Genomic DNA, 21,708 nt, shown 5'->3' with positions numbered 1-21,708 from the left:
GTTCCTGCGCCTACCGCGGCAGGATCATCGACTTCAGATCCGGTAGGTTGCCGATGCGCTGTGTCGCGGGCCGTCCCGGCGCGTCCGTTTGCGGCGAACCGGTTTCGCGTAGCCTGGCACGCACTTCGGCGGGCGTTTTGCGCCCTGCCGCGGCCGCGCTCATCGCTTGGTAACTCGTGACCGCGCCGACGACGATCGGGGACGCGCTCGAGGTTCCGCTGAACACGTCGGTGTACCAGATGTCCTCGTCGGGGCCGCCCTGGAGATCGCCGTACCCGGTGGTGGCGACTTCCAGACCCCACCCCTGAACATCGACTCGCTCTCCGTAGTTGGAGAATTCCAATCGGGAGCGAGCCGGGCCGTGATCGCGGCCGTGGAATCCAGGTGGGGGTGCGCCCGCTCCGACGATGATCGCCCCGGAGTCGACCTCCCCGCCGCGCAACGGATTGCGCCACGTGCTCGGGAACTCCGTGGGACGGGTGTCGTAGACGGCGTCGTCGAGGTCCTCGCCGCCGTTCCCGGCCGCCTCCACCACGATGATGCCTTTGCCGACGGCATACCGGATCGCCGCCAAGTCGTCGGGCCACCATTCTATCGCGATGTAACCGCGCTGATCCGGCCGGTTGGCGAAGGCGAAACGCGGTCCGGGACGGTGCAGTTCGAGCAGGATCACATCCCCGGGATTCAGCGCGTCCGCGGCCGAGCGGATCGCGGACGCCGAGCCCGATCCGAAGATCGACACCGCGCGGATGTAGGCCTCGGGCACGATGCCGGTGATCCCATAGGCGTTCACGTCGGCGCTGATCACCCCAGCGACGGCGGTGCCGTGGTCGCGCCAGCCACGATCCGGTGAGGGACTGCCACCGATCACACCGCCTTGATTGACCTGCAGATCCTCGTGGGTGAATCGCCACGCGCCCTCGATGTCCACCACCCGCACGTCGGTCCCGCGGCCACCCCGCACCGTCCAGGCCCACCGGGCGTCGATGCCTTGGGGGGCGGCGTCGAGATATCCCTGCCGCGTGGCGAAGTCGGGGGTCACCGGCGGCGCCTCGGCAGCCGAGCGGCCGGTTCTCACCACCGCACCTTCCGGTGCGATGGGCGGTTCGGCGGGTGGCTTCACGTATGCCGCCGCCACGTCGTCGACGGCCCGCAACCGCGCGGCCAGCTCGTCGAGGTCGTCGGTGACGCCGCGGACGAAGTAGTAATGGAGATATTCCGCGCCGGTCCCCAGGTGCGGGGTTCCGGTCAGCCTGCGCTCCAATCGGTTCGCGGGCCCGAAGATCCGCACCAGTTCACCGTCGTCGGGGAGTAATTCGTTCAAGCGCGCTTGGACGCTGCGACTGTCGCTCAAGGCTGTCGGCGTGATCTCGGCGTCGGCGCCTCGGGTGACCACGATCAGCTCTGCGGGCGATCGGAGCTCGGAATACTGGGATGCCATGTCGCCCAGTCAACCTGGAGAGCACGCGGCTCGCCACCGGATGCGCAGTCGCGGTCAGCCATCCAGGCGCACGGTCGGCGTCAGCCCCGGCACCGTCACCGCGCTGCGCCTGGGGGCCGGCGGCGAAGAGGGCCTCCATCGCCCCGATCGCGAGCAGGCACGCCCCGGTCGCCCAGCCGAGCGCGTCCAGCGAGTCGAACGGCAGCACCCCGACCAGCACGCCGAGTGCGAGCGTGAGCAGGCCGAACAGCTCTTGTCGCGCGCGGCCGGGCAGATCGTCGGCCCAAACCGCCACGGTGGCATGACAGATCCCGCGAATCGTCCACGCCAGCCCGATCCAGAACGACAGCAGCAACGTCGAACCACCCGCGAAGCACAGCATCGCCAGCAGGGCCGACAATCCGCCGCTGATCAGCACAAGCACCCGCAGTGGGGTGACCAGGCGCGCGCCGACCGCCACGACCAGCTGGACAACGCCGTTGAGCAACAGGTAGCCGCCGGACAGCAGTTCCGCTGTCGACAGCGACTTGTGCGGCCACACCGCTAGGACCACACCCATGATCATCGAGCAGGCACCGGCCACCAGTACCGTCTGCCGGGCTGCCCCGGCCAGTGGTTCCGTACGCCCTTCTACCTCGGTTTCGGGCATAGCTACATGATATGACCGCAGCTACGGTCATGGCTTGATCGCCTGGCCGAACTCTCCTCTCCATCGGATCATTTGCCGGGTGTCCGGTCCGGGCGCACCGTCGACAGGTCAAGCCTCGTCGCGCCGAGGGGCTTCGGTATCGGCTGATCTGCGCCGAGTTTCGGCGAGGAGTTCGTCCAGTTGCGCTTCGGCGCGTTCGGCGCGAGCGAGAGTTTGAGCGCGGGCCTCATCGAGCGCTTCGTGTCGCTGGGCGGCTTCGGCGCGCACCTTTTCGACGGCCGTGGCGGCTTCGGCGCGGGCGGAGGCGAGTTCGGCCGCCGCGGTGCGACGGGTCTCGGCGAGTTCGACGCGGACGGCATCGAGTTCGGCGCGGACTCTGCGCCATTCGGCGCGCGCTTCCTCGGCGGCCTCGGCTCGTTCGGTGGCGGCTTGTTCGGCGCGCTCGGTGGCGCGCTCGGCGTCGGCCGCGCGCTGCGCGGCGACGTCGCGCTCGGTGTGCGCGGCCGCGACACGCGCCGCCGCTTCCCGCTGAGCCTGGGCGATCTCGGTCTCGGCGCGGCGCTGCGCGCGCTGCACTTCGTCCGCCGCTTGCTGTTCGATGCGTTCGATCTGCTCGGCGGACTCGCGGCGCACGGCGCGAATCTCTGCTTCGGCGTCGCTGCGGGCGGCGAACACGTCGTCGGCGGCCTGCTTGGTGACGCGTTCGAGCTCGCGCAGCGCGTCGTCGCGGGCCGAATTCGCCGTGGCGATCAGCGCTTCGGCCTGTTCGGCGGCGCCGGCGGCATCGTCGGCGGCGGATTCGGCGAGTTGTCTGGCCTCCTGCGCCTCCCGCCGCGCCTGCTCGGCCGCGACGGCCGCACCCTCGGCCTCGGCGATCCGCCGTGCCGCGTCCACCTGCACCGCCTGCACTTGAGCTTCGGCGGTCGCCGGGTCGGCCAGCGTGGCCAGCTCCGCGACGGCGGCGTTCAGCGTGGAGTTGAGCTGCTCGGCGAGTCCCCGGAACTGGGTGAGCAGCTCATCGGCCCGCAACCGCGCGGCGGTCACCGGCCCCAGTTGCGTCACAGTGACGGCAGCGGTCGCCGCTTCCGACTCCTGTTGTTGCCGTTGTCGTTCGCGCCATGCCCGCCATCTCGTGTGATCGGGGCGGTCACAGTACTCCGACGGGCGACCGGGCCCTGCTACTCGCGTGATGGGTCGGGAACATCCCGGATAGTTGCATACGTTCGACACGAAGAAAATCGTAGCGTTTGTTTCGTAAAATATGACGTATCTATACGAAACGAAATCTTCCACGGCCTCGATGGCCGACGAACGACCGCTCCTCCTCTGACCGCCGATAAGTGAACCTTATCGGAGGTCAGGGCGGGTGGTCCGAATCCACTCTCAGTCGAACCAATTCGTTTAGTAGCGTCAAGTGTGACGAAACTAAATCCCAACGGAAGTCACGAAAAACTGGGTACCCTCGACACCAGTTGCGGAGCAGGACCGATTTGCGATTGACATACCTGCCACAGTGAATCTTCGTGAGACACAACGACACCGACACACTTCGTCGCATGGCTGGTCTGGCGACGCCGATGGCTCTGCGGGTCGCAGTGACCCTGGGCCTGCCGGACCGGCTCCGCGGGGACGGCGCCGCCGCCGATCAGCTCGCGGCCGAGCTCGACGTTTCACCTGTCGCGCTCGATCTGTTGCTGCGCCACCTCACCACCCTCGGGGTAGTCGAGCGAATATCGACCGACTACCGGACTACCGAGTTCGGGGCGAACCTATGCGCCGATGCGGGCGATGGCTTCACCAACATCCTCCTGCGCCTGGATTCCGCTGCCGGCCGCGCCGAATTGGGGTGACCGTAAGAAACGTGTCACCAGGTACATGAGCGCTACGCGCGTGGTGCGGTGCCGCTGATAATGCGGTGGATGGTGGAGCGGCCGACGCTGTATTCCTGGGCGAGGTCGGCCAGGCTCGCGTTGTCGTCGGGGTCGTGGTAGCGGCGGTGGATCGTTTTCCGTGCTGCCAAAGGTAGTTTCGGCTGCTTGCCCTTGAGCCGGCCTTTTGCGCGGGCCTTGGCCATGCCCTCGCGGGTGCGCAGGTGGTTGAGGTGGGCTTCGAATTCGGCGACCATGGCGAGGGTTTGCAGAAAGAGCTTGCCGAACGGGTCGGCCCAGTCGTAGATCTGGCTGCCGAGCCCGAACAACACGTTGCGCTCGCGCAGGCTGGTGAGGATTTCGCCGGCCTCGGCCATGTTGCGTGCGAACCGGTCGAACTTCGTCGTGGTCAGCACCACCTGCCGGTCCGTGACCGCTGCGGCGGCGGAGGTGACCGCTGTGAGCGCGTTGTCCAGGCCGGTGCGGTTGCGGCGGGTAGTGCCGGAGAATCCTTTGTCGATGAAGATCCGCTCGCGTGGCACTGCAAGGGCGATCAGTTGGTCGGTTTGGATCTCGATGTCTTGTTCGTCGGTGGAGCAGCGTACGTATCCGACGCGGAAGGGCTCGATCACGTCGGAATCGTTCCATATGACGGGGGATCAATGGAACAGTTCGCGGAACACCTCTACGGAACACCGTGACCAGGGTCGGAATCCTCCAGCCGTGCTGTTCCGTTGAGCGTTCGGCTTACGGAACACCACCACGTCAGCAGCACCGGTCGTACACTTTGCAGTTCATGACAGTTTCAGGAGTTCCGGGCCGGAAGGCGGACCGTGTCGAGGGTGGGCGCCTGATGGGTGGGTCCCCGGCGCTGAGATCGTTTGGTCGTCATGACGCGATCGGCGTGGCGAGCAGCGAGGTTCCGTTCACTGTGGTGTGGGATGCGACCCTGTGTAGCGAGACCGACAGGCGGTGTGCGACGGATTCTGCATCGAATTCCCAGTCGTTGTAGTTGTCGAAGGCGGGATCGTCTGCGGCTAGGAGTCTTGGAGTCGCCGGTCGGCGCCGCTCGTTGATCCACGCGAGCATCTCGTCGCGGCTTGCCGGACCCATGGAGTCGTTGCCGTACAGATCGTAATAGCACGATTGCAGTACCTTGCCGTGCTCCGCGACGGTCCAGTCCGACCAGTCGCCGCAGCCGCTCTGGTACCCGTGGCCATAAGAGTGTGCCGCTCCGAAGCGGGCGCTGAGCGCTTCGAGGTCGGCGTCCAGGGCTTGCCTGTGCACCAGCAGGGTCCAGCCGTCGAACGCCGGGGTGACGACAACCGCCTTGTCGGGCGGCAGGGCACCTTGTGCATCGAAGAGCCCGGCGGCCTCTCGGAAGCCGACGGGCACCGCGCCGGTGAGCTGAAATGCGTCGAGCACCGCGTCCTGGTCGCTGGTCGGGACCGCGTACCAGGAGCACTCGTCGACGAAGGTGGATTCGAGCGGCTCAGCGGCGTCGAGATCCTGCGCGCGACGATGCAGGAGGGTTCTATCGAGTGTCGCGTCGTGGACCTCCGGTCCGCCCGAAAGCAGCTGGTTGGCGGCCTGGCTCGCCCAGCCGCTGGCCAACATGCTGACGAGCACCGCCGTGCGCGGCCGCAGGCCGTGCTCATTGTGGACGGTGATGCGGAGTGACTCGGCGAGGCGCTCGGTGTCGGTGCGCGCGAGCGCGTCAATGACAAGCGAGAAATCGTCGGGGGTGACCGAGGAGATCACGCGCTGGTACTCATGGAGGTATTCGCCGGCCTTTTCGTTGAGAAGGTCCAGCACCGCCGTGAGCCGCTCGCGACACTGCCGGTGGCCTTCACCAGCGTCGTGGTACAGCGGGCGCAGAACGCAGTGCCTGACCTCGGGATCAGGGTGCAGCAGCTGCTCGCGAAAGGACATCCTTGTGTCGGTCACAGCGCGGAGCGTATGCCCTCCGCCCGAGCTTCCCAGGGCTGACCGGTGAGGTCCAGCTCGACATCCCGTAGGACAGGAGTTGCTCCATAACTGCGGGGTCAGTCCCGTCGACCAGGCCATTCCCTGGGACTTGATCAGCAACTGTGAAAGCTTCAGTCCCCCAAAGCCAGGCGGCTGTTCATGTTCAGCTTGACCTCCCCATACGGCAGCACGTGGGACCAGAACAGCGGGGTCAGGCCACGTTCGTCCTCGGCGGTGAGCACACCGTCCCATTCGGGGTCGGCGAGAATGTCCTGGATCATCAGGACGTTGACGTAGACGAGGGCGGCCTGGCAGATCCGCAGGCACAACACCGACATCTCCTGTTCATCGCGCCGGTTGGACGCGATTTCGGAGGTCTTGCCGTAGTAGATGACCGAGTTGGCGCCGTTCCAGGACTCGACCACGTTCAGGCCGCTGTTGATCTCCCTCTGCAATTCGCGACTGCGCAGGTAGCGGCATAGAAAGATGGTCTTCTGGACCCGGCCGAGTTCGATCATCGCCTGGTAGGTGGGGTGGGCGGCGTTGGCCTTCATGAACCGGCGCAGGATCGCCTCGGTGGAGGCGGTGCGGGTGCGGATCGCGGTGGCGTACTTCATCATCTGGTCGTACTGCTGGGAGATCAGCTCCCACCGGATGGTTCTGGTCATGGCCGGTTTCAGTCCCGGCCACAGGTCCGGCTCCCCGGCGGCGGGACGGTAGAGCCGGCACTTGTTGATGCGCTTGATCCGGGGCAGCAGATCGAATCCCAGCAGCCTGGTCACGCCGAATCCGATTTCCGACTGGCCATGGGTATCGACATAGGAGGATTCCACGTCCATCTCGGTGCCGTGGTGCATAGCCCCGTCGACCATGGCATGAACCTCGGATGCGGAACAGTTGAGCAGCTGGGAGTGGATGACCACCGACCCGTTGCGCTCGACACTCCAGTAGATGAGCACGCCGCGGCGGCCGTAGCGGGAATGGTGTTCGGTGAAGATGTTCTGGTCGTACGCGCCGAAATGCGTTGAGTCGCTGGCGATGGCCGTCGATGATTCACCCCAGATGGATGGCTTGCGGGCAGCGAAGGTGGCGTTGGCGATCTCGATCGCGATCCGCCGCGCCGCCTCGGTGTTCAAGTAGCGGCGACGCACGTAGCGGATGTCGTCCTCGGTGTGGCGGTCGGTGCCGCCGGCCACCGACTTGATCCCGGTGTTCGTGCCGTAGGCATAGATCGCAAGCAGAAGCCGTTCGGCCAGAATGTCTTCGGGCAGATTGCCGCGGTCCGCGACCGAGGTGACCGCCCGCAGGCACCCGGTCCGCAGCACCGCTTCCTTGAGCATGTCGATCAGCGGCACCACCCCCCACCGGGTTCCGACCTGGGATTTCAGCTTGCGCAGGTTCCGCGGCTCCGGTGCCTTGGGCAGCGGTGTCAGCTTGATCGCGCCGTGGCGCCGTTCCTTGATCTCCAGCCAGGGACAGTGCGGCAGGGCGGTGTGCAGGGCGTTGAACTCGGCGCGCATCTCGGCTTGCAGGCCCTCGATGAACTCGCCTGCATCGAGGGGTTTACTCAGCTTCTCGTAGTGCTCGATGCGGCGTTCCTCGAAGTCGGCCGGCAGATCCTCGGCGGGGTTGCGCCACTTCTCGGCGCCGATAACCCAGATTTCCTTGCACCGCAACTGATCCCGCAACGCCTGGAACGTGGCGATCTCGAACACCATCCGCACCACCCGGCGGTCTCCGTGCTGATCGTTCTGGTACACCAGCTCCGCCCAGTCCCCTGACACCCCGCGATGCACCGGCACCTCGTCACCGGCCGGGTAGTACCGCAAGCTCGTTCCCGCGTACTTCCCGATCAGTTCGAGCGCGTCCAGCACCGGGCGGTGCGTGGTGTTGTTGCTGCGGAACTGAAGCACGGACAGCAGCTTGATCAGCCCGGCCCGGTAGTGGTTGGTGTACGAGGAGCGCAGCGTGGCCTTCACCGTGCGCTGATACGTCGGCCCCGAGGATTTGAACTCGGCCACCAGATCCCGCAACACCCCTGGCGGTGCGACCGGGAACACCGTGTCCCGCACCAGTTTGTCGCCCGCGTCGACGGTCGCCTCCGCCACCTTGAACAGGAGGTTCTCCTTGCCGGTGACCCGCTTGAACTCCTTGATCAGCTCGTTGGTGACCCGCACCTCCGCGCGGGCGTTGATCCGGTGCACCGTGGAATTCAGCAACTCCACCAGTGTGTCGGTGATTTCCTGGCACCGGCAGTACAGCAACGCCGCCAGCAGCGTCAGCTGCGTTTCGAGCGGATGCTCCCGCAGATGGCTTGGTGCCTCCACCGCCGCGCGCCCCCGCCAGCCGACCACGATCTTCGGCCCGACATCGGCGAATACATCTGCTGGTACTCCGACCGCGCGGACCGCTTCCAGCTTGGCGATCTCGGTGAGCATCGTGTTCAGGCTGACGTTGCCCGGGTCCGACCGGATCGCCACCAGCACCGCCGACCCATCCTCGGCGTCACGGTCCAGGGTTTCCTCGCCACCGCCGGGCGGTGCGATCAACGCCAGCAGCCGCGCTCTGACCGGCTCCGGCAGTCTGGCACTGACCTGAGCGAACAGCAGTTCCTCACCGCGGTGCAGCGCCGAGCGCACCATCCGCTCGATCCGCCCGGCCGTGGGTGGCTCCACCTTCACCTCACGCAGGCGCGCCAACAGGTGCTCGCGCACCCGTTCGCCACTACGCTCACGCTGGGTCACATGCTCGACCAGCCATCCGACGATCTCGTCGGCGTCGCTCACGCTGCATTCCCGATATCCCAGCGCCTGGCGGATCTGCGTCCGGTGTGCCTTGCTAGTACGGCCGGTGAAGTCGTAGAACGCGATCTCGGTTCGCTCGACACCCACTTGACGTGCAACGTAATCGACCGCGGCGTCAGGGATCTCGGCACGCCCACGCGGAAACCGGCCTCGTTCGGTATAGAACCGCAGCATCAGCCCGAACCCGAGCTTCGCAGCACCCCGCTTGGTAGCGACCACGCCCGGTTCCTTGCCCAGCAACGTCCACCGGTCGATCAGCTCGTCCTGGTCCAGCTCCCTCATCACGCGCGAAAGCTACACGCACCAACAGGTCCGCAACCCCGATTCACGCAGGCTTCATGTACCTGGTGACACGTTTCTTACCGACACCCCGAATTGGCGTTTGTCGAACTCGCTCACAGCATCGCCACCGGCAAAGCGGCCTACCCACGTCGTTACGGGCAGGACTTCTGGGCCGACCTCACCGGCCACCCTCACCTCCGTGAGTCGTTCGACCGGCAGATGACCGTGCGGTTGCGAGAGCAGATTCCGCAGGTCGTCGCTGGTTTCGATTGGTCACGGTTCTCCACCAATCGTCGATGTGGGCGGTGGCCACGGCACCCTGCTCACCGCGATCCTGGCCGCTCATCCTGGGATACACGGCCATCTCATCGATCTCGCACCAACTGCGGCCCACGCCGGGCATGCGTTCAGAGCTCACGACCTCGACGATCGCACCGTGGTGACCGCAGGCAGCTTCTTCGACCCGCTCCCGGCAGGGGCGGATGCCTATTTGCTGTTCGACATCCTCCACAACTGGGACGACGAGCACGTCCATCACATCCTGGACCGGTGCGTCGAGGCCGCCTACCCGGACGGGCGCATCCTGGTGATCGAAGCAGTCGGAGAGCTCGACGCCGACAGCGAGATGGATTTGATCATGCTGGTGCACTACGGCGGCCGCCAGCGCCGGATCGACGAGTTCACCACGCTAGCCGCTTCACATGGACTGGTCCTCGGCACTGTGACCGCTCTGACCGACCAACGCCGACTTCTCGAATTCCAACTGGCCGCCAGCCGGTGAGACCCGTCGAGCACCCTCTCCGAGGGCGATCAGCAGACATCGGGACACCTCCGTTCGAGCAGTGATCTGTCGGAGACTTGCCCTGGCCGTGACGAGTTCTCGGATGTCTGCGCGCGAAAACCGGAGGTGACGAAACGACTTGCAGGGTTGAATGTCGTTGCAGGCTGTGAATATTCGGACCGTGCGTGCGTCGACCATCACCACCTTCGCTCCCCCGCAGCCGATGACCTACCGAAGGAAAGCGAGCACCGCGTGAACATCGAACCCGAGATACGCACTGCTGCCGGAGTTGTGCGTGGCAGGTGGGAGGACGCCGTCGCGGTCTTCCGGGGTCTCCCCTACGCCCAGCCACCGTTCGGTATCCGACGGTTCGCGGCGCCGGTCCCGGCACAGCCGTGGGATGGCGTGCGCGACGCGTCGGCGTTCGGTCCACCGGTTCCCCAGGCGGGCAGCGCGGTGCCGTCGATGTCCGGGGACACCGATGACGGTTCCGGCGACTGCTTGACCCTCAACGTCTGGTCACCTGACCTCGGCGCCGCCGGGCTGCCGGTGATGGTGTGGATCCACGGCGGTGCGTATCTGGGTGGCCGTTCCGGTAACCCGCATCACGATGGTGCGACTCTCGCCGGGGCCGGTGTGGTGGTGGTCAGCATGAACTATCGCGTCGGCGCGGAAGGTTTCGCTCATATCGCCGGAGCCCCGGACAACCGCGGCATTCTCGACCAGGTCGCCGCGTTGCGTTGGGTGCAGAACAATGTGGCCGCGTTCGGCGGCGATCCGGGCAAGGTGACCGTGTTCGGGCAGTCCGCCGGGGCGGGCTGTCTTGCGGCGCTGCTCACGATGCCGATGGCCGCCGGGCTGTTTCATCGAGCGATAGCCCAGAGCGTCCCGGGAACGTACTTCACCCCGCGGCTCGCCGCCGCCATCTCGGCGAGGATCGCCGCGGAACTCGGTGTGCGAGCCACCGTGGGTGAGCTGGCCGGTGTCTCGCCGCGCGCGCTGATCAACGCGACGGACGCGGTCATCCAGAAGATGCCCGGATTCGTCGAAACGTGGGGACCGATGGCGCTGACCCCGACACCGTTCTCACCCGTCGTCGACGGTGCCGTGCTCCCAAGCGCGCCATGGCGCGCGCTCGCCGCAGGCACCGCAGAGGGCATCGATCTGCTCGTTGGGCACACCCGGGACGAATACCGGCTGTTCAACGGCTTGCTCGGCAGCGAGGTGACCGAGGATCAGGTGACCGCCGTACTCGACCGTCTCGCGCCCGCCTCCGACAGCCTTGGCCTTTACCGTGCCGCGTACCCCGATGCCACGCACGGGCAGTTGTACGAACTGGTCAACTCCGACTGGCTGTTTCGGATGCCCAGCTTGCATCTCGCACACGCCCACCATGCCGGTGGCGGGCCGGTCTGGACCTACGAACTGTGCTGGAGCTTCAACTCGGAGCAAGGCGCCTCACACAGCCTCGACTTCATGCTCGTCTTCGCCACGCTCAGCGTGGACGATGTGCGCGGCCATCCCTCCGCTCATCCGAACGCCGCGGATGAGGTGGTGCGCGTCTCCCAGCAGATGCGCAGCGACTGGGTGAATTTCGCGACCACAGGCGACCCCGGCTGGGCTCGCTACGATTCGGACACCCGGCTCACCCGTGTCTACACCGCCGAGTCGATCACCCAGCCCTATCCCGAGGAACGCTCGAGGCTGATCTGGGCCACGCACCGGTTCGACACCCTGGACCTCCCCGGCCCGCTGTCACTGTGACGCTTGCTGATTGCTGCTGCGGGTCCGGCGCAGTGCCTGGGCAGCGGAGCCGGAGCGCGGCGAGCTTTCGATCGTGAGGGTGCTCTCGGAGTGCCGTAGGCTGGATTCTCGCGCCGAATGTGCTGGCGCGGACAGTCAGTCGCCGACCGGAACGCGGGAGCCAGCCATGGACGATCGATCCAGCGTGGTCGCGGTCCCGGAGTCGGTGCGCACGCAGTTGCGGCATGGCGTGCGCAGCGTCCTGGTCGATGCCGTGGCATTGCGGTTGGTGCGTGATCGCTTCGATGACGACCAAGCCGGTTCGCTGCGCCGATATCTCGAAGCGTCCCAATCGGCGAACACTCTGCGTGCCTACCGGGCCGACTGGGTGGCCTGGTCGGCGTGGTGCACCGCAGAGGGCCGCCAGGCGCTTCCTGCCGACGCGCTCGACGTCGCCGTTTATCTGGCCGCGGCCGCCGACGCACGCCGTGACAGCGGCGAGTGGGCATTCAGTCCGGCGACGTTGGAACGCAAGTCGGCCGCGATCGCGGCGGTGCACGCGGCCAACGGCCTGCCGTCGCCGACGCGTTCGGATGTGGTTCGTCTGACGCTGCGCGGTATCCGCCGTACCCGGCGCACTCGGCCCAATCGCAAACGCCCCGTCCTGCTGCACACTCTCGATCAGCTCCTGGGCGGGCTTCCCGAAGCGGGCTGGCCCACCGAACCCGCACGCCGCCGGGATGCCCTTGTTCTGCTCATCGGTTTCGCCGGCGCGTTGCGCCGCAGCGAATTGGCCGGTTTGCGCATCGGCGACGTCGAGGTCGGCCTCGACCACACCACCGGGGAGCCGATCCTGCTGATCCGGCTGCCCGCGACGAAGACCGACCCGACCGGCTCGGCCGAACAGCGCGTGGCCCTGCCCCGGGGGCGGCGCCCCGCGACCTGTCCGGTCTGCGCTCTCGCGGACTGGCTGCGTCTGCGCGAAATTCACGCCGCCGCCGGGACATCCGGCGTGCGCGCTCGGCTGGCCGACGTTTCCGCGGGAGCGCCGGGGATCCACCGTTGCCACGGCTTCACCGGCACCACCCTCACCGACGCGGATCTTCCGCTGTTCCCCACCATCACCCGGCACGGCGTGATCGGCGATCGCGCCATGTCCGGCCGAGCGGTCGCCGAGCTGGTCAAGCGCTATGCCGCCCGCGCCGGACTCGACCCGGCCCTGTTCTCCGGTCATTCGCTGCGCGCCGGATTCGCCACCCAGGCCGCGCTCGGCGGCGCCAGCGACCGCGAGATCATGCGCCAAGGCCGGTGGTCCAACCCGCGCACCGTCCACGGCTACATTCGGACCGCCAACCCGCTGGAGGACAACGCGGTCACCAAGCTCGGATTGTGATCGCGGGGCTCAGGATGACCGCATTCGATGCGACATCGCGCATTGCCGCGATGAGGGGCTGCGACGCAGGTCGAGAGCAGTTCGTACCTAGCGATCCGCATGCAGGCAGGCACTGCGTCGCGCACAGAATCCCTCGGTGAATTCCGTGTGATCGAGCGGCCCTTTGCCATCCGCGCGCGGCGAAAAGCGCTTGGTGCTCGATACTTTGGCCGGAGGTGTCGAGTATGCATGATGAGGACGTGAATACTCCTGCACCCGGACCCGTCTTCGACGTGATCGCCGTACTGAACGGCGCGGTGGACCTGCGGTCCTATCCGCGCCGGAACCTGGTCCTGAGCTCGCCTCCGCGTGTGGAGTTCCGCACCCTGGGAGACAACAGGTCCGCGATCTTCGAGCCGGTTGTCCACCTGCTCAATGGCATCGAACTGCTCGAATCCCAGGGTTGGGAGCTGGTCAGCGTGATCGAACGGAGCATCGACAGCGCGAGCACCAAGGAGTGCTGCCTGATGGCGTTCATGCACCGCCCCTGATGGAGACCGGTCTGCCGAGCCGATCCGGCACGGATGTTTGCTAAGGATATGCTGTTGGTGTGCTGTCAGCGCCGGCGCCGATGCTGGCCGTCTCCGGACGGCCACCGCAGGAGCGCGGCCGGTGGGCGTTCGAGATGAAATGGGACGGCATTCGCGCCATCGCGCGGTGCGGGGACGGGGACTGCCGGTTCTATAGTCGCAACAATCGGGATCTCAGCGGATCGTTTCCTGAGCTCACAGCGGTTCTGGCGGATCTGGGTGAGGGAGGCGAGCTGTTGCTCGACGGTGAGATCGTCGCGCCCGATCCGGTGACGGGGGCGCCGTCGTTCGGTCGCCTGCAGCGGCGGATGCATGTGATCTCGCCGGGTGCGGAGTTGCTGCGCGGCTTCCCGGCGCAGTACCTGGCCTTCGATCTGCTTGCCCTCGACGGTTCGTTTCTGATGAATCTGCCCTACACCGAGCGCCGCGAGCGCTTGGCGGAACTCGCGCTCGACCGGCCGCTGGCCCGCACCCCGCCGTATTACCCGGATATCGATCCCACCACCCTGATGGACGTCGCCCGCGAGCACGGCCTGGAAGGCATCATCGCCAAGCGCCTCGACTCCGCCTACTACCCCGGCCGCCGGTCCCCGTTGTGGATCAAGACGCCGCTGCGTAGAACGACCGAGGTCGTCGTCGCGGGCTGGCTGCCCGGCACGGGCCGTTTCTCCACGACGTTCGGTTCGCTCGCGCTAGGCGCATACGACGACCACGATCACCTGGTGCACATCGGCAATGTCGGCACCGGATGGACCATGCACGCCCGCCGCTCCCTGCAAACCCGGCTGAACGAGCTGGCCCGCCCGGACACGCCCTTCGACATCGCCCCGCCGCGAGCCCTCGCCGCTACCGCTCACTGGGTGGAGCCGGTCCTCGTCGCCGACATCGAATACCGCGAAGTCACCCCCGAGGGCCTGCGCCACCCCAGCTGGCGCGGCCTGCGTCCCGACAGGTCTCCCCGAGAAGCGAAAGTGCCTCCGTCGCAGTGATTTCGGAGATTGGCCGGTCGTGCCCGGCGGTTCACGGTCGCAGGCCCGGTCACGCGGCAATCGGGCGGAATCGCATCCAATACAACAATCCGTAACCTGCACCAACAGGCTTCCACGAGGGCAACGCGATCCTGCAACGGCGACGATCGCCGATGTCATGGATCTCGACGCCCTCGTGGTCAGCGATCTCTTCGGCGTTGCCCCGCAGACGGCACACAAGTGAGCCCAGTTCGCCAAGACCGAATGGTCCGCTTATCTCCCTGCGCTTTCACCGGACAGCACCACTCGATTGGGCCGTTGCATCCGAGGACAGATGTCCACGAATGTCGGCGGCACCGGCATGCGGCAAAGGGCAGCGTTCACGAATCACGAGGGCGGGCGGGCACCCTTGCCTCTGACGGCCGTATCAACGGATGATTTCGGCGCGTACTCTCTCGTTCGGTGTCCCGATGTCCCAGAAGCGAACACTGCCCCCGGCATCGAGGTAGGAGCCTGTGCCGCCGGTGATGGCCATGTCCAGCGGGTTCGCGCCCCTGACCCACACGGCCTGCAACGTGACCGAGCCGCTCTCGAACTGCATCGTGAGCAAGCACTGCGAAGTGACCTTTTCTCCGTCGACATGTATGGCTTGGCAAGTGCCGCCCCCGCGTCCGACCTTCTGCCCGTTCTTTATAGCGTTTCCGGAGAAAATATCCATATCGCCGATGCTCATTCCCGCGCGATCGAGATCTGGGGCCGCGTACTGATCGTTCTCGACTTCGAGTTCGAGAATCTCGACCTGGTTCTCCGCGGGGGGCGGTGTGTCGCCATCGCCGGCTCCGCAACCGCTGAGTGCAGTGGCCAGCAGTGACACGACACCGAATGCAGTGAGCACCGTTTTGGCTCGCACCTTGTTGTTCGATACGCGATTCCTGATCAGTTGGTAGGGACGGTGTTGCGGCAGCCTCACCGCCGCGGAGCGCTCGGGCTCTTCCGGATTCACTGGTTTGCTCATGCCGCCAGCGTGCCGGTTAATGGACACATGAAGTCAAGTGAGATGCTGACCATCGGCGATCTGGCCCGGCGGTTCGGGCTCGGCACACACGTGCTGCGGTACTGGGAGAGCCTCGGGCTGCTGGAGCCTGCTCGCCGCAACGGTGGCCAGCGGCTGTACGAGCAGACGGACCTCGAACGCGTGGCGTTGATCCTGATGGGCAAGGAGGCTGGTCTCACGCTGGGGCAGTTGGCAACGGTGCTGTCCACCGCGGACCCGATGGAACACCGGGATCTGCTGTGCCACCACGTCGACGAGCTCGAGCGGCGCATCGCGCAGGCACAAGCGGCCAAGGAACTGATCGAGCATGCTCTCGCCTGCCCGCACAGCATGACCGAATGTGAGCAAGCGCGCGAACATATATCGGCTCGAATTCCCCCTCTTCTCCCCGGGGAATAGCGCACGAAACGAATACCTACCCGCCACCGGTTCCGGACGCGGTCGTTCTCGAAATCCACCCGGTAGATCGCGGGCATCGGCATCGCACGGCTGAATGCCCGGTCGCCTCACGGCCGCCGAAACCGACCAGAGCCCGGGAGATCGAAGAGCCGTGGCTGCCGAGAACGTTCATAGTCGCCGGGCCGCCTGGGCGCGGACGGTAGGGCTCGGCATGACGAACCAGAACGAGAGTGGCTCGTGCGGTCACGGGCACGTGGTTGCGCGTGCCGGGAACGCGTTGTCCGTCGCGATTCGCCGCACCACATCGGGAAGCAAGGTGTGTTCGGCTTCCAGGACGCGCGCACCGAGCGTCTCGGCGGTGTCTCCCGGATGGACCGGCACCGTGGCCTGCGCGATGACCTCACCGGCGTCGTATTCGCCGGAGACGACATGGACGGACGCGCCTGTGAGGAGGTCTCCGGCGTCGAGGACGGCTCGGTGCACGTGCTCGCCGTACATGCCGGGGCCGCCGTGGCGGGGTAACAACGCGGGGTGGACATTGATGATCCGGTCGGCGAATTCGCTCCTGGTCCGCGGCCCGATCTTCTTGAGGTAACCGGCGGTCACCACCAGATCGACCGCGTGCTCGACGAGTGCGGCGCGGATGGCTTCGTCCGGGTCGTCGTGGGTGCGTCCGGACAGGTGCCGGACCGGGATCTGGTGATCCCGCGCGTAGCGCAGCGCGCCGGAGTCGCTGTTGTTGCTGATGACCAGCACGATCCGGAACCGTGCGTCCGGGACGCCGGAAGCTCGGTGCATCGCACGCAGATTGGACCCGTTGTGGGAGGCGATCACCGCGACGCGAAGCTCCGGCATGGTTGCGTAGTCTCTCACAGCGCCGGTGCAGGGGCGTGGTCGTCGACGGATGCGGGCCACTGGTCGATGCGCGACAGTGGAGTGCGATGGCCGGCCGGGAGGAGGTTGCGGAAGCCACGGCCGGAGCGCAGTGCGGTGCGAGCCTGTGCGGCATAGCGTTCGGCGTGGTGAGCGGCCGGATGCCTGCGGCGGGCTTCGGCGAGCCACCCGGTGGCTTGGCGGAGGGCTTCGACGCGGGTGAGGGGCTGGTCGGTGGGCAGGAGCAGGGTGGCGTAATCGGGGGCGATGACGACTGCGGAACCGAGGTGTTGCAGGCAGCGGCCGATGCCGGGGTCGTCGTCGAGTACCCGGTATGCGCTCAGGGCGAGCTGCCAGCAGCGCAGCGCTCGGCGGGGTTCGCCGCGAGCCCACCACAGGGCGCCCATCGTCTCGTGGGTCTGGGCGCGTCCGTCGGGATCGAGGCCGGTGCGGGTGAGGGATTCGGCGAGTTCGAGACGATCCTGCGCGGCGTCGAGGCGTCCTTGCCGGATGTGCACGACGGCGAGGTTGATCAGCGCGCACACCTCGCCGGGGATGTCGTCACGCGGCAGCAGCCACCAGGCGGTTTCCAGTTGGTCGGCGACTTCGTCCAGATCCAGCGGGACGGTGGCGAGCCGTCGCAGCGCCGCGTGGTGTTCCCACCGGGCGGCCAGGCTCGTCGACAATCGCCGCGGCCGGTAGCCGCGCGGACGCTCTGGCAGCCGGCCGGCCCGTAGCAACATCAGATCCCGGTTCAGGTCGTCGAGTCCGGGAAGCGAGCACAGATCGTCGGGCACTCCACGCTCGTTCTCGGCCATACCGATTCGCGCGTACCACACGTCCAGTGCGCTACCGATGCCGAGCAGGTGCGCCAGCGCCGCCGCGGGAAATTCCACGCCGGGATTCGCGCACGCGGCCACCAAGGCGCGCAGGTATGGTTCCTCGGCCTCGAACCATCGGCGCGCGCCTACCGCGAAGCGCCGCGTCTCCAGCGCGATCGCCCAGCGGCCAGCGCGGTCGGCGTAGTGGTGCAGCAGCGCGGTGAGCGCCGCACCCCATTGCGGCCCCGCCGTGACCGTCGCTCGATCCGGCAGTTCGGGCACCTGCCGCACACAGAAGCGCTGGGCACCGTCGTGGGCGAGGACGCCGCGTCGGCGCAGTCCTTCCAGCAGCATTGTCGCGGTGCGCGCCGAGGGTTCTCTCGCCACCGGCAACCGTCCCGGGGTATCGCGAATGGCGTTGAGCACCGCCAGCAGCGCGACCGTCTCGTAGTCGTGCACCGGCAGGTCCCGCAGGACCGCGGCGATGAGATGCCCGTTCAAGGCGGCGACCCTCCGCGGCGGGGGCGTGACCACCCGTGGGCTCGGATCGGCCAGCGCGGGCCCCGGCTCGACCAGCCCGGCCATCGAGTCCATGGCGCGGGCGGTGCGCAGCTTGGTGCGATACCCGACGGCGAACCGGTGCAGCGCGTACGTGGCCGCCGCGGCGACGAACAGCGCCGAGAACCATCGCAACGGGCCGTTGAGGAATTCCACGACGGCGTTCTCGCCGAACGAATTCACCACCAGGGTGCGTACCAACTCGAACAGCACCGTGTAGGCCACCACCGACGCGGTGCCCAGAAACCCCAGCCAGATCGATGACCTCGGCGTCGTGGTCTGCCCGGCGGTTTCGCGGTGTTCGCCCGATGCGCTCAACGGCGTTCCTTGCTCGCCGCGCCGCACGATCGCGCCTGTTCGATCCGTCTCATCGCAGTACTCCCCCGGTCAGTCCCGGCACCACCCAGCGCCGCCAGGTCGCCAGCAGCAGCGCCACCGGCAACACCGCCGACACCAGCGATCCCGCGGCCAGTTGGGCGGCGTTCTCCCCGAACTGCCTTGCCTCACCCCACAACAGCAGCGACCAGGGGCTCGCTCCCGCCCCGCTGACCACGAGCCCGATGAAGAAGTCGTTCCACACCTGGACGAATTCCAGCACCGCCACCGCACCCAGCGCGGGCCCGGAGGAGGCGAGCACCCGATGCGCGATCGTGCCGGGACCGGCCAGGCCGTGCAGGGCGTCGGCCGCGGCGCTCCCGGGCGGGGCGAGCAGCGCGCCGCGCAGCACGAGGATGGCGATCGGCAGGCCCGCGGCTGCGTGCACGAGGATCAGCGGTATCCGCGTTCCCGACAGTTGGTAGGTGTCGACGAGACCTTCGATCGGCCCGAGATAGATCTGCGCCGGGATCACCGCGAGCACCACCAGCGCCACGACGGCCACTCGCGCGGCGGTGCCGTCGGGGCGCAAGGCGGCCAGCTGGTAGGCCACCGGCACCGCAGCGGTGACCACGACCACCGTCACGATCCCCGCGACCCACGCGGTGGTCTGCAGCGAGCGCCACAACCCGTCGTCACCCCACACCAGACCGACCGCCGACCACCCGAATCCGTCGTGTCCGCGCACACTCGTATAGGCGAGCACGCCGATCGGGAACAGCGCCAGCACCGAGACCACCACGATGCCCGCTACCCGCAACGGGCCCATGCGCCGCCGTCCCGGCACCGAGATCGCCTGCAGCGCCGACCAACTGGCGCGATGTCTGCGCACGTCCAGCTGCAACAGCCACGCGACCGCGCCCACGAGCACCGCCAGCGGTAGCGCGTAGGCGGCCGCGGCGCCGGGCTCGGCGTCGGCGGTCAGTCGCCACCAGTGCACGGTGGCGCTGTCCACCTGGTACTCCAGGGCCCCGGGGACCCCGATCAGCACGACATCGAACACGCGCGCGGCCGCGACTCCCACCGCGAGCCCGGCGACCAGCAGTACCGGCCGCAGCAATTCGTACAGCCGCAGCGCCAGCGGCCTGCCGTCGTCGCGATACAGGTACCCGGCGCGCGCCGGGTCGGTCTCGATCGCGTGGATGCCCGCCCGGAACAGCGCGGTGAGGAAACCCAGCCAGGTCCACAGGAACGCCGACCCCAGCATCGCCGCCAGCCACCACCGGTAGGCGCCGACGTCTTCGATGGCCAGCCACCGCGCACCGGAACCGAAGATCACCCGGAACGCCACACCGGATACGAACGCCGAGATCCCGAACGGCACGATCAGCGGAAGCCACAGCCAGCGCGCCGCGCGCCCCCACCACGCGATCGCCAACGCCAACACCAGCAGCCCGATTCCGAAGGCCACCCACAGCAGCGTGCGCAGGTACGCGCCTCTGCCGTCGGCGGTCATCGTGCCGCCCAGCAGCCGCAGACCACCGACCGTGCCGGCGATCGCCCACAGCCACACCGCGATCCGTATCGGCGGCGCACCCAGCCTTCTGCGCACTATGGCAGGCAGCAGCGCGCTCACCGCGACGATCGCGCACGCGAGCACGGTGATCGGGCGCGCGCGGGTGGCGATGACCACGCTCCACCCGGCGGGCAGCACCAGCAGGGCCACCGTGAGTACGGTCGCGGGCAGTGCGGCCAGCCTGGCCGGCCAGCGCCGCGGCCGGCCGCCGGCGACCAGCGGCCCGCGCATGCGGCGGGTGGCCAGCTCGATGCTAAGCCCGTTCGCTCGGAAGTCCGTGGGCCGCGTCACCGGGGCCGCCGCTCGAAGCCGTCCAGCGCGGTGATCGCGCGTTCGATGGACTCGGCCACCCGCGTCTGCGCACCGTCGCCGATCGCGATCAGGAATTCGGTCAGCACCCGCCACAATCCTTCCCGTGCGCCCACCGCGCCGATCCGGTCGGACAGGTCGAAGGCGCTGCGGGCGTTCAGCTCACGCGCCGAGGATGCCAGCAGCGGCGAGTACGTCGCGTCGGTGCGCATGTTCGGCGTGAGGAAACCGCCGTAGCGCTCGATCCAGGGCAGAGGGGCGTGGACACCGGCCAGTTTTTCGACCAGATCCTCGGCGCGCCGGTTCGCTTCGCGTGTCACCACGATCACGTCACCGCCGACGATCTTCGGCCGCCCCGACGCGGTGTTGACGGACGGAAACGGCGCTACCCCGACCACGTCCCGCACCTCGCGGCCGGACGCGCGCACCGCGCTGCGGATGATCGGTTCGGCGAAATCGGGGGCGACCACGGCTGCGGCGTGGCGATGCTGGAACACGTCGCGGACGGCGTCGGAGAACTGCCGGGTCAACGCGACCCCGACTCCTCCGGGAAAGGCGTGCCGGTGTCCCCACAGGACCCCCAGGTGGGTGAGCGCGGCCCGCACTGCCGGGTTGTCCCACTCTCGTCCGCTCCGGGAGGCCAGTTCGTCGTAGATCCTGGGTGATTCGGCCAGCAGGGCGTTTTCGAAGAAGTCGGTCAGCACCCATCCGTCGGCGGCGGCCAGCGCGAGCAGGCGGATCGGCGACTGTGCGAGGACCTCCATCCGGTTGACCCAGTCGGGTAGCGTCCATTCCGCCGGGTCACCCAACCCGTAGGTGTCGAACTGCCGCCGGTCGTACCACACCAGTGACTTGTCGGCGGCCTTGAACGGCACGCCGAACGCACGACTTCCATAGCGCAGCAACAATTGCCAGTGCTGGGCGTAGCGGGGACCGAGGTCGTCGGTCCACACCGTCTCGGCGATCGGCCGTAGTTTCTTTCGCTCGGCCAGTTCCCGCACCCGCCCCGCCTGCGGCAGCAGCACCACGTCCGGCGCGGATCGGCCGCCTGCGCTGAAGGCGGTGTCGGTGTTGTCTCCGAGCGGGATGACTTCGACGTCGAAGGGCAGGTTCAGCCCGTCGAGTACGGCGTGGAAGGCGGCCAGTTCCGACCCGCTCCAGGACACCCCGACACGCACCGCGTCCGAACTGCCCAGCAGCAGATCCGGCGCGCACGCGGCAGCCAGCGGGAGCATCACCCCCGCTTGCAGCACCGCTCTGCGTGTCCCCATCGACCCCCGATGTCATTGCATGCCAATCGAAGTCGATTATGCGCGAAAGCCGCCGTGCCGGGGGGC

At 67.5% G+C, this 21,708-nt stretch carries 18 protein-coding genes; 7 read left to right on the top strand and 11 right to left on the bottom strand.

Annotation, left to right across the window (positions count from 1 at the left end):
- Positions 1-10: 10 nt before the first annotated feature.
- From K8O92_24105 to K8O92_24095, 3 genes are all read right to left on the bottom strand, one after another.
- Positions 11-1,354: a S8 family serine peptidase gene (locus tag K8O92_24105; protein UAK36102.1), complete on the bottom strand. Its 1,344-nt coding sequence runs from the start codon at positions 1,352-1,354 to the stop codon at positions 11-13.
- Entirely contained in the window at positions 1,296-2,090 is a 795-nt protein-coding gene (locus tag K8O92_24100; protein ID UAK30931.1) for a DUF308 domain-containing protein, read from the bottom strand. Before K8O92_24100 ends, K8O92_24105 begins: the two co-directional genes overlap by 59 nt.
- 108 nt (positions 2,091-2,198) lie before the next feature.
- The gene (locus tag K8O92_24095; GenBank protein UAK30930.1) at positions 2,199-3,152 is read right to left on the bottom strand and encodes a hypothetical protein; all 954 of its coding nucleotides are present in this window, start codon (positions 3,150-3,152) and stop codon (positions 2,199-2,201) included.
- Between the two features lie 494 nt (positions 3,153-3,646).
- On the opposite strand from K8O92_24095, the gene K8O92_24090 reads away from it, so the two are divergent.
- The gene (locus K8O92_24090) at positions 3,647-3,940 is read left to right on the top strand and encodes a hypothetical protein (GenBank protein ID UAK30929.1); all 294 of its coding nucleotides are present in this window, start codon (positions 3,647-3,649) and stop codon (positions 3,938-3,940) included.
- Between the two features lie 32 nt (positions 3,941-3,972).
- Here the strand turns inward: K8O92_24090 and K8O92_24085 are convergent, their stop codons facing one another.
- From K8O92_24085 to K8O92_24075, 3 genes are all read right to left on the bottom strand, one after another.
- Positions 3,973-4,590 carry a recombinase family protein gene (locus K8O92_24085; GenBank protein UAK30928.1) on the bottom strand — a complete coding sequence of 206 codons (618 nt, stop codon included), beginning with the start codon at positions 4,588-4,590 and terminating at the stop codon, positions 3,973-3,975.
- Positions 4,591-4,846: 256 nt separating this feature from the next.
- Positions 4,847-5,905: a hypothetical protein gene (locus tag K8O92_24080; protein ID UAK30927.1), complete on the bottom strand. Its 1,059-nt coding sequence runs from the start codon at positions 5,903-5,905 to the stop codon at positions 4,847-4,849.
- A 152-nt stretch (positions 5,906-6,057) separates the two neighbouring features.
- On the bottom strand, positions 6,058-9,015 hold the full coding sequence (locus tag K8O92_24075; protein ID UAK30926.1) for a Tn3 family transposase: 2,958 nt from the start codon (positions 9,013-9,015) through the stop codon (positions 6,058-6,060).
- A 295-nt stretch (positions 9,016-9,310) separates the two neighbouring features.
- Between K8O92_24075 and K8O92_24070 the strand changes: the two genes are divergently transcribed.
- The 5 genes from K8O92_24070 to ligD all read left to right on the top strand — a co-directional run bounded on the left by K8O92_24070 (position 9,311) and on the right by ligD (position 14,487).
- Positions 9,311-9,793, top strand: coding sequence for a hypothetical protein (locus tag K8O92_24070; protein ID UAK30925.1), 483 nt, complete (start codon positions 9,311-9,313; stop codon positions 9,791-9,793).
- Positions 9,794-10,045: 252 nt separating this feature from the next.
- Positions 10,046-11,557, top strand: a complete 1,512-nt coding sequence (locus K8O92_24065; GenBank protein ID UAK30924.1) for a carboxylesterase family protein — start codon at positions 10,046-10,048, stop codon at positions 11,555-11,557.
- 166 nt (positions 11,558-11,723) lie between these two features.
- The gene (locus K8O92_24060) at positions 11,724-12,929 is read left to right on the top strand and encodes a site-specific integrase (GenBank protein ID UAK30923.1); all 1,206 of its coding nucleotides are present in this window, start codon (positions 11,724-11,726) and stop codon (positions 12,927-12,929) included.
- A gap of 239 nt (positions 12,930-13,168) precedes the next feature.
- The gene (locus tag K8O92_24055) at positions 13,169-13,459 is read left to right on the top strand and encodes a hypothetical protein (protein UAK30922.1); all 291 of its coding nucleotides are present in this window, start codon (positions 13,169-13,171) and stop codon (positions 13,457-13,459) included.
- 80 nt (positions 13,460-13,539) lie between these two features.
- Positions 13,540-14,487 (top strand): non-homologous end-joining DNA ligase, encoded by a 948-nt coding sequence (ligD, locus tag K8O92_24050; protein UAK35916.1) that lies wholly within the window; start codon positions 13,540-13,542, stop codon positions 14,485-14,487.
- A 406-nt stretch (positions 14,488-14,893) separates the two neighbouring features.
- Here the strand turns inward: ligD and K8O92_24045 are convergent, their stop codons facing one another.
- Positions 14,894-15,376 carry a hypothetical protein gene (locus K8O92_24045; protein ID UAK35915.1) on the bottom strand — a complete coding sequence of 161 codons (483 nt, stop codon included), beginning with the start codon at positions 15,374-15,376 and terminating at the stop codon, positions 14,894-14,896.
- 132 nt (positions 15,377-15,508) lie between these two features.
- Between K8O92_24045 and K8O92_24040 the strand changes: the two genes are divergently transcribed.
- The gene (locus K8O92_24040; protein UAK30921.1) at positions 15,509-15,919 is read left to right on the top strand and encodes a MerR family transcriptional regulator; all 411 of its coding nucleotides are present in this window, start codon (positions 15,509-15,511) and stop codon (positions 15,917-15,919) included.
- Positions 15,920-16,162: 243 nt separating this feature from the next.
- Here K8O92_24040 and purN read toward each other — a convergent pair whose 3' ends face one another.
- The 4 genes from purN to K8O92_24020 are packed head-to-tail and all read right to left on the bottom strand — an operon-like array spanning position 16,163 to position 21,642.
- Entirely contained in the window at positions 16,163-16,774 is a 612-nt protein-coding gene (gene purN, locus K8O92_24035; protein UAK30920.1) for a phosphoribosylglycinamide formyltransferase, read from the bottom strand.
- Positions 16,775-16,788: 14 nt separating this feature from the next.
- A complete protein-coding gene (locus tag K8O92_24030) occupies positions 16,789-18,489 on the bottom strand; it encodes a tetratricopeptide repeat protein (GenBank protein ID UAK30919.1) in 1,701 nt (566 codons plus the stop codon).
- A gap of 49 nt (positions 18,490-18,538) precedes the next feature.
- Complete coding sequence (locus K8O92_24025; protein ID UAK30918.1) at positions 18,539-20,353, bottom strand: hypothetical protein; 1,815 nt, start codon at positions 20,351-20,353, stop codon at positions 18,539-18,541.
- Entirely contained in the window at positions 20,350-21,642 is a 1,293-nt protein-coding gene (locus tag K8O92_24020; protein ID UAK30917.1) for an extracellular solute-binding protein, read from the bottom strand. The genes K8O92_24025 and K8O92_24020 overlap by 4 nt, the downstream gene beginning before the upstream one ends.
- Between the last annotated feature and the right edge of the window lie 66 nt (positions 21,643-21,708).

It is taken from the genome of Nocardia asteroides (genome assembly GCA_019930625.1).
In the GTDB taxonomy this organism is placed as follows: Bacteria; Actinomycetota; Actinomycetes; order Mycobacteriales; family Mycobacteriaceae; genus Nocardia; species Nocardia sputi.
Note: the sequence above shows the minus strand (reverse complement) of the source record. Positions and strands in the feature narration are given on the sequence as shown.

Excerpts from the sequence above, each read along its gene's own strand:
- K8O92_24100 (UAK30931.1), bottom strand. The coding sequence starts at position 2,090 with ATGCCCGAAACCGAGGTAGAAGGGCGTACGGAACCACTGGCCGGGGCA.
- K8O92_24090 (UAK30929.1), top strand. The coding sequence starts at position 3,647 with ATGGCTGGTCTGGCGACGCCGATGGCTCTGCGGGTCGCAGTGACCCTG.
- K8O92_24060 (UAK30923.1), top strand. The coding sequence starts at position 11,724 with ATGGACGATCGATCCAGCGTGGTCGCGGTCCCGGAGTCGGTGCGCACG.
- ligD (UAK35916.1), top strand. The coding sequence starts at position 13,540 with ATGCTGGCCGTCTCCGGACGGCCACCGCAGGAGCGCGGCCGGTGGGCG.
- K8O92_24040 (UAK30921.1), top strand. The coding sequence starts at position 15,509 with ATGAAGTCAAGTGAGATGCTGACCATCGGCGATCTGGCCCGGCGGTTC.
- purN (UAK30920.1), bottom strand. The coding sequence starts at position 16,774 with ATGCCGGAGCTTCGCGTCGCGGTGATCGCCTCCCACAACGGGTCCAAT.
- K8O92_24020 (UAK30917.1), bottom strand. The coding sequence starts at position 21,642 with ATGGGGACACGCAGAGCGGTGCTGCAAGCGGGGGTGATGCTCCCGCTG.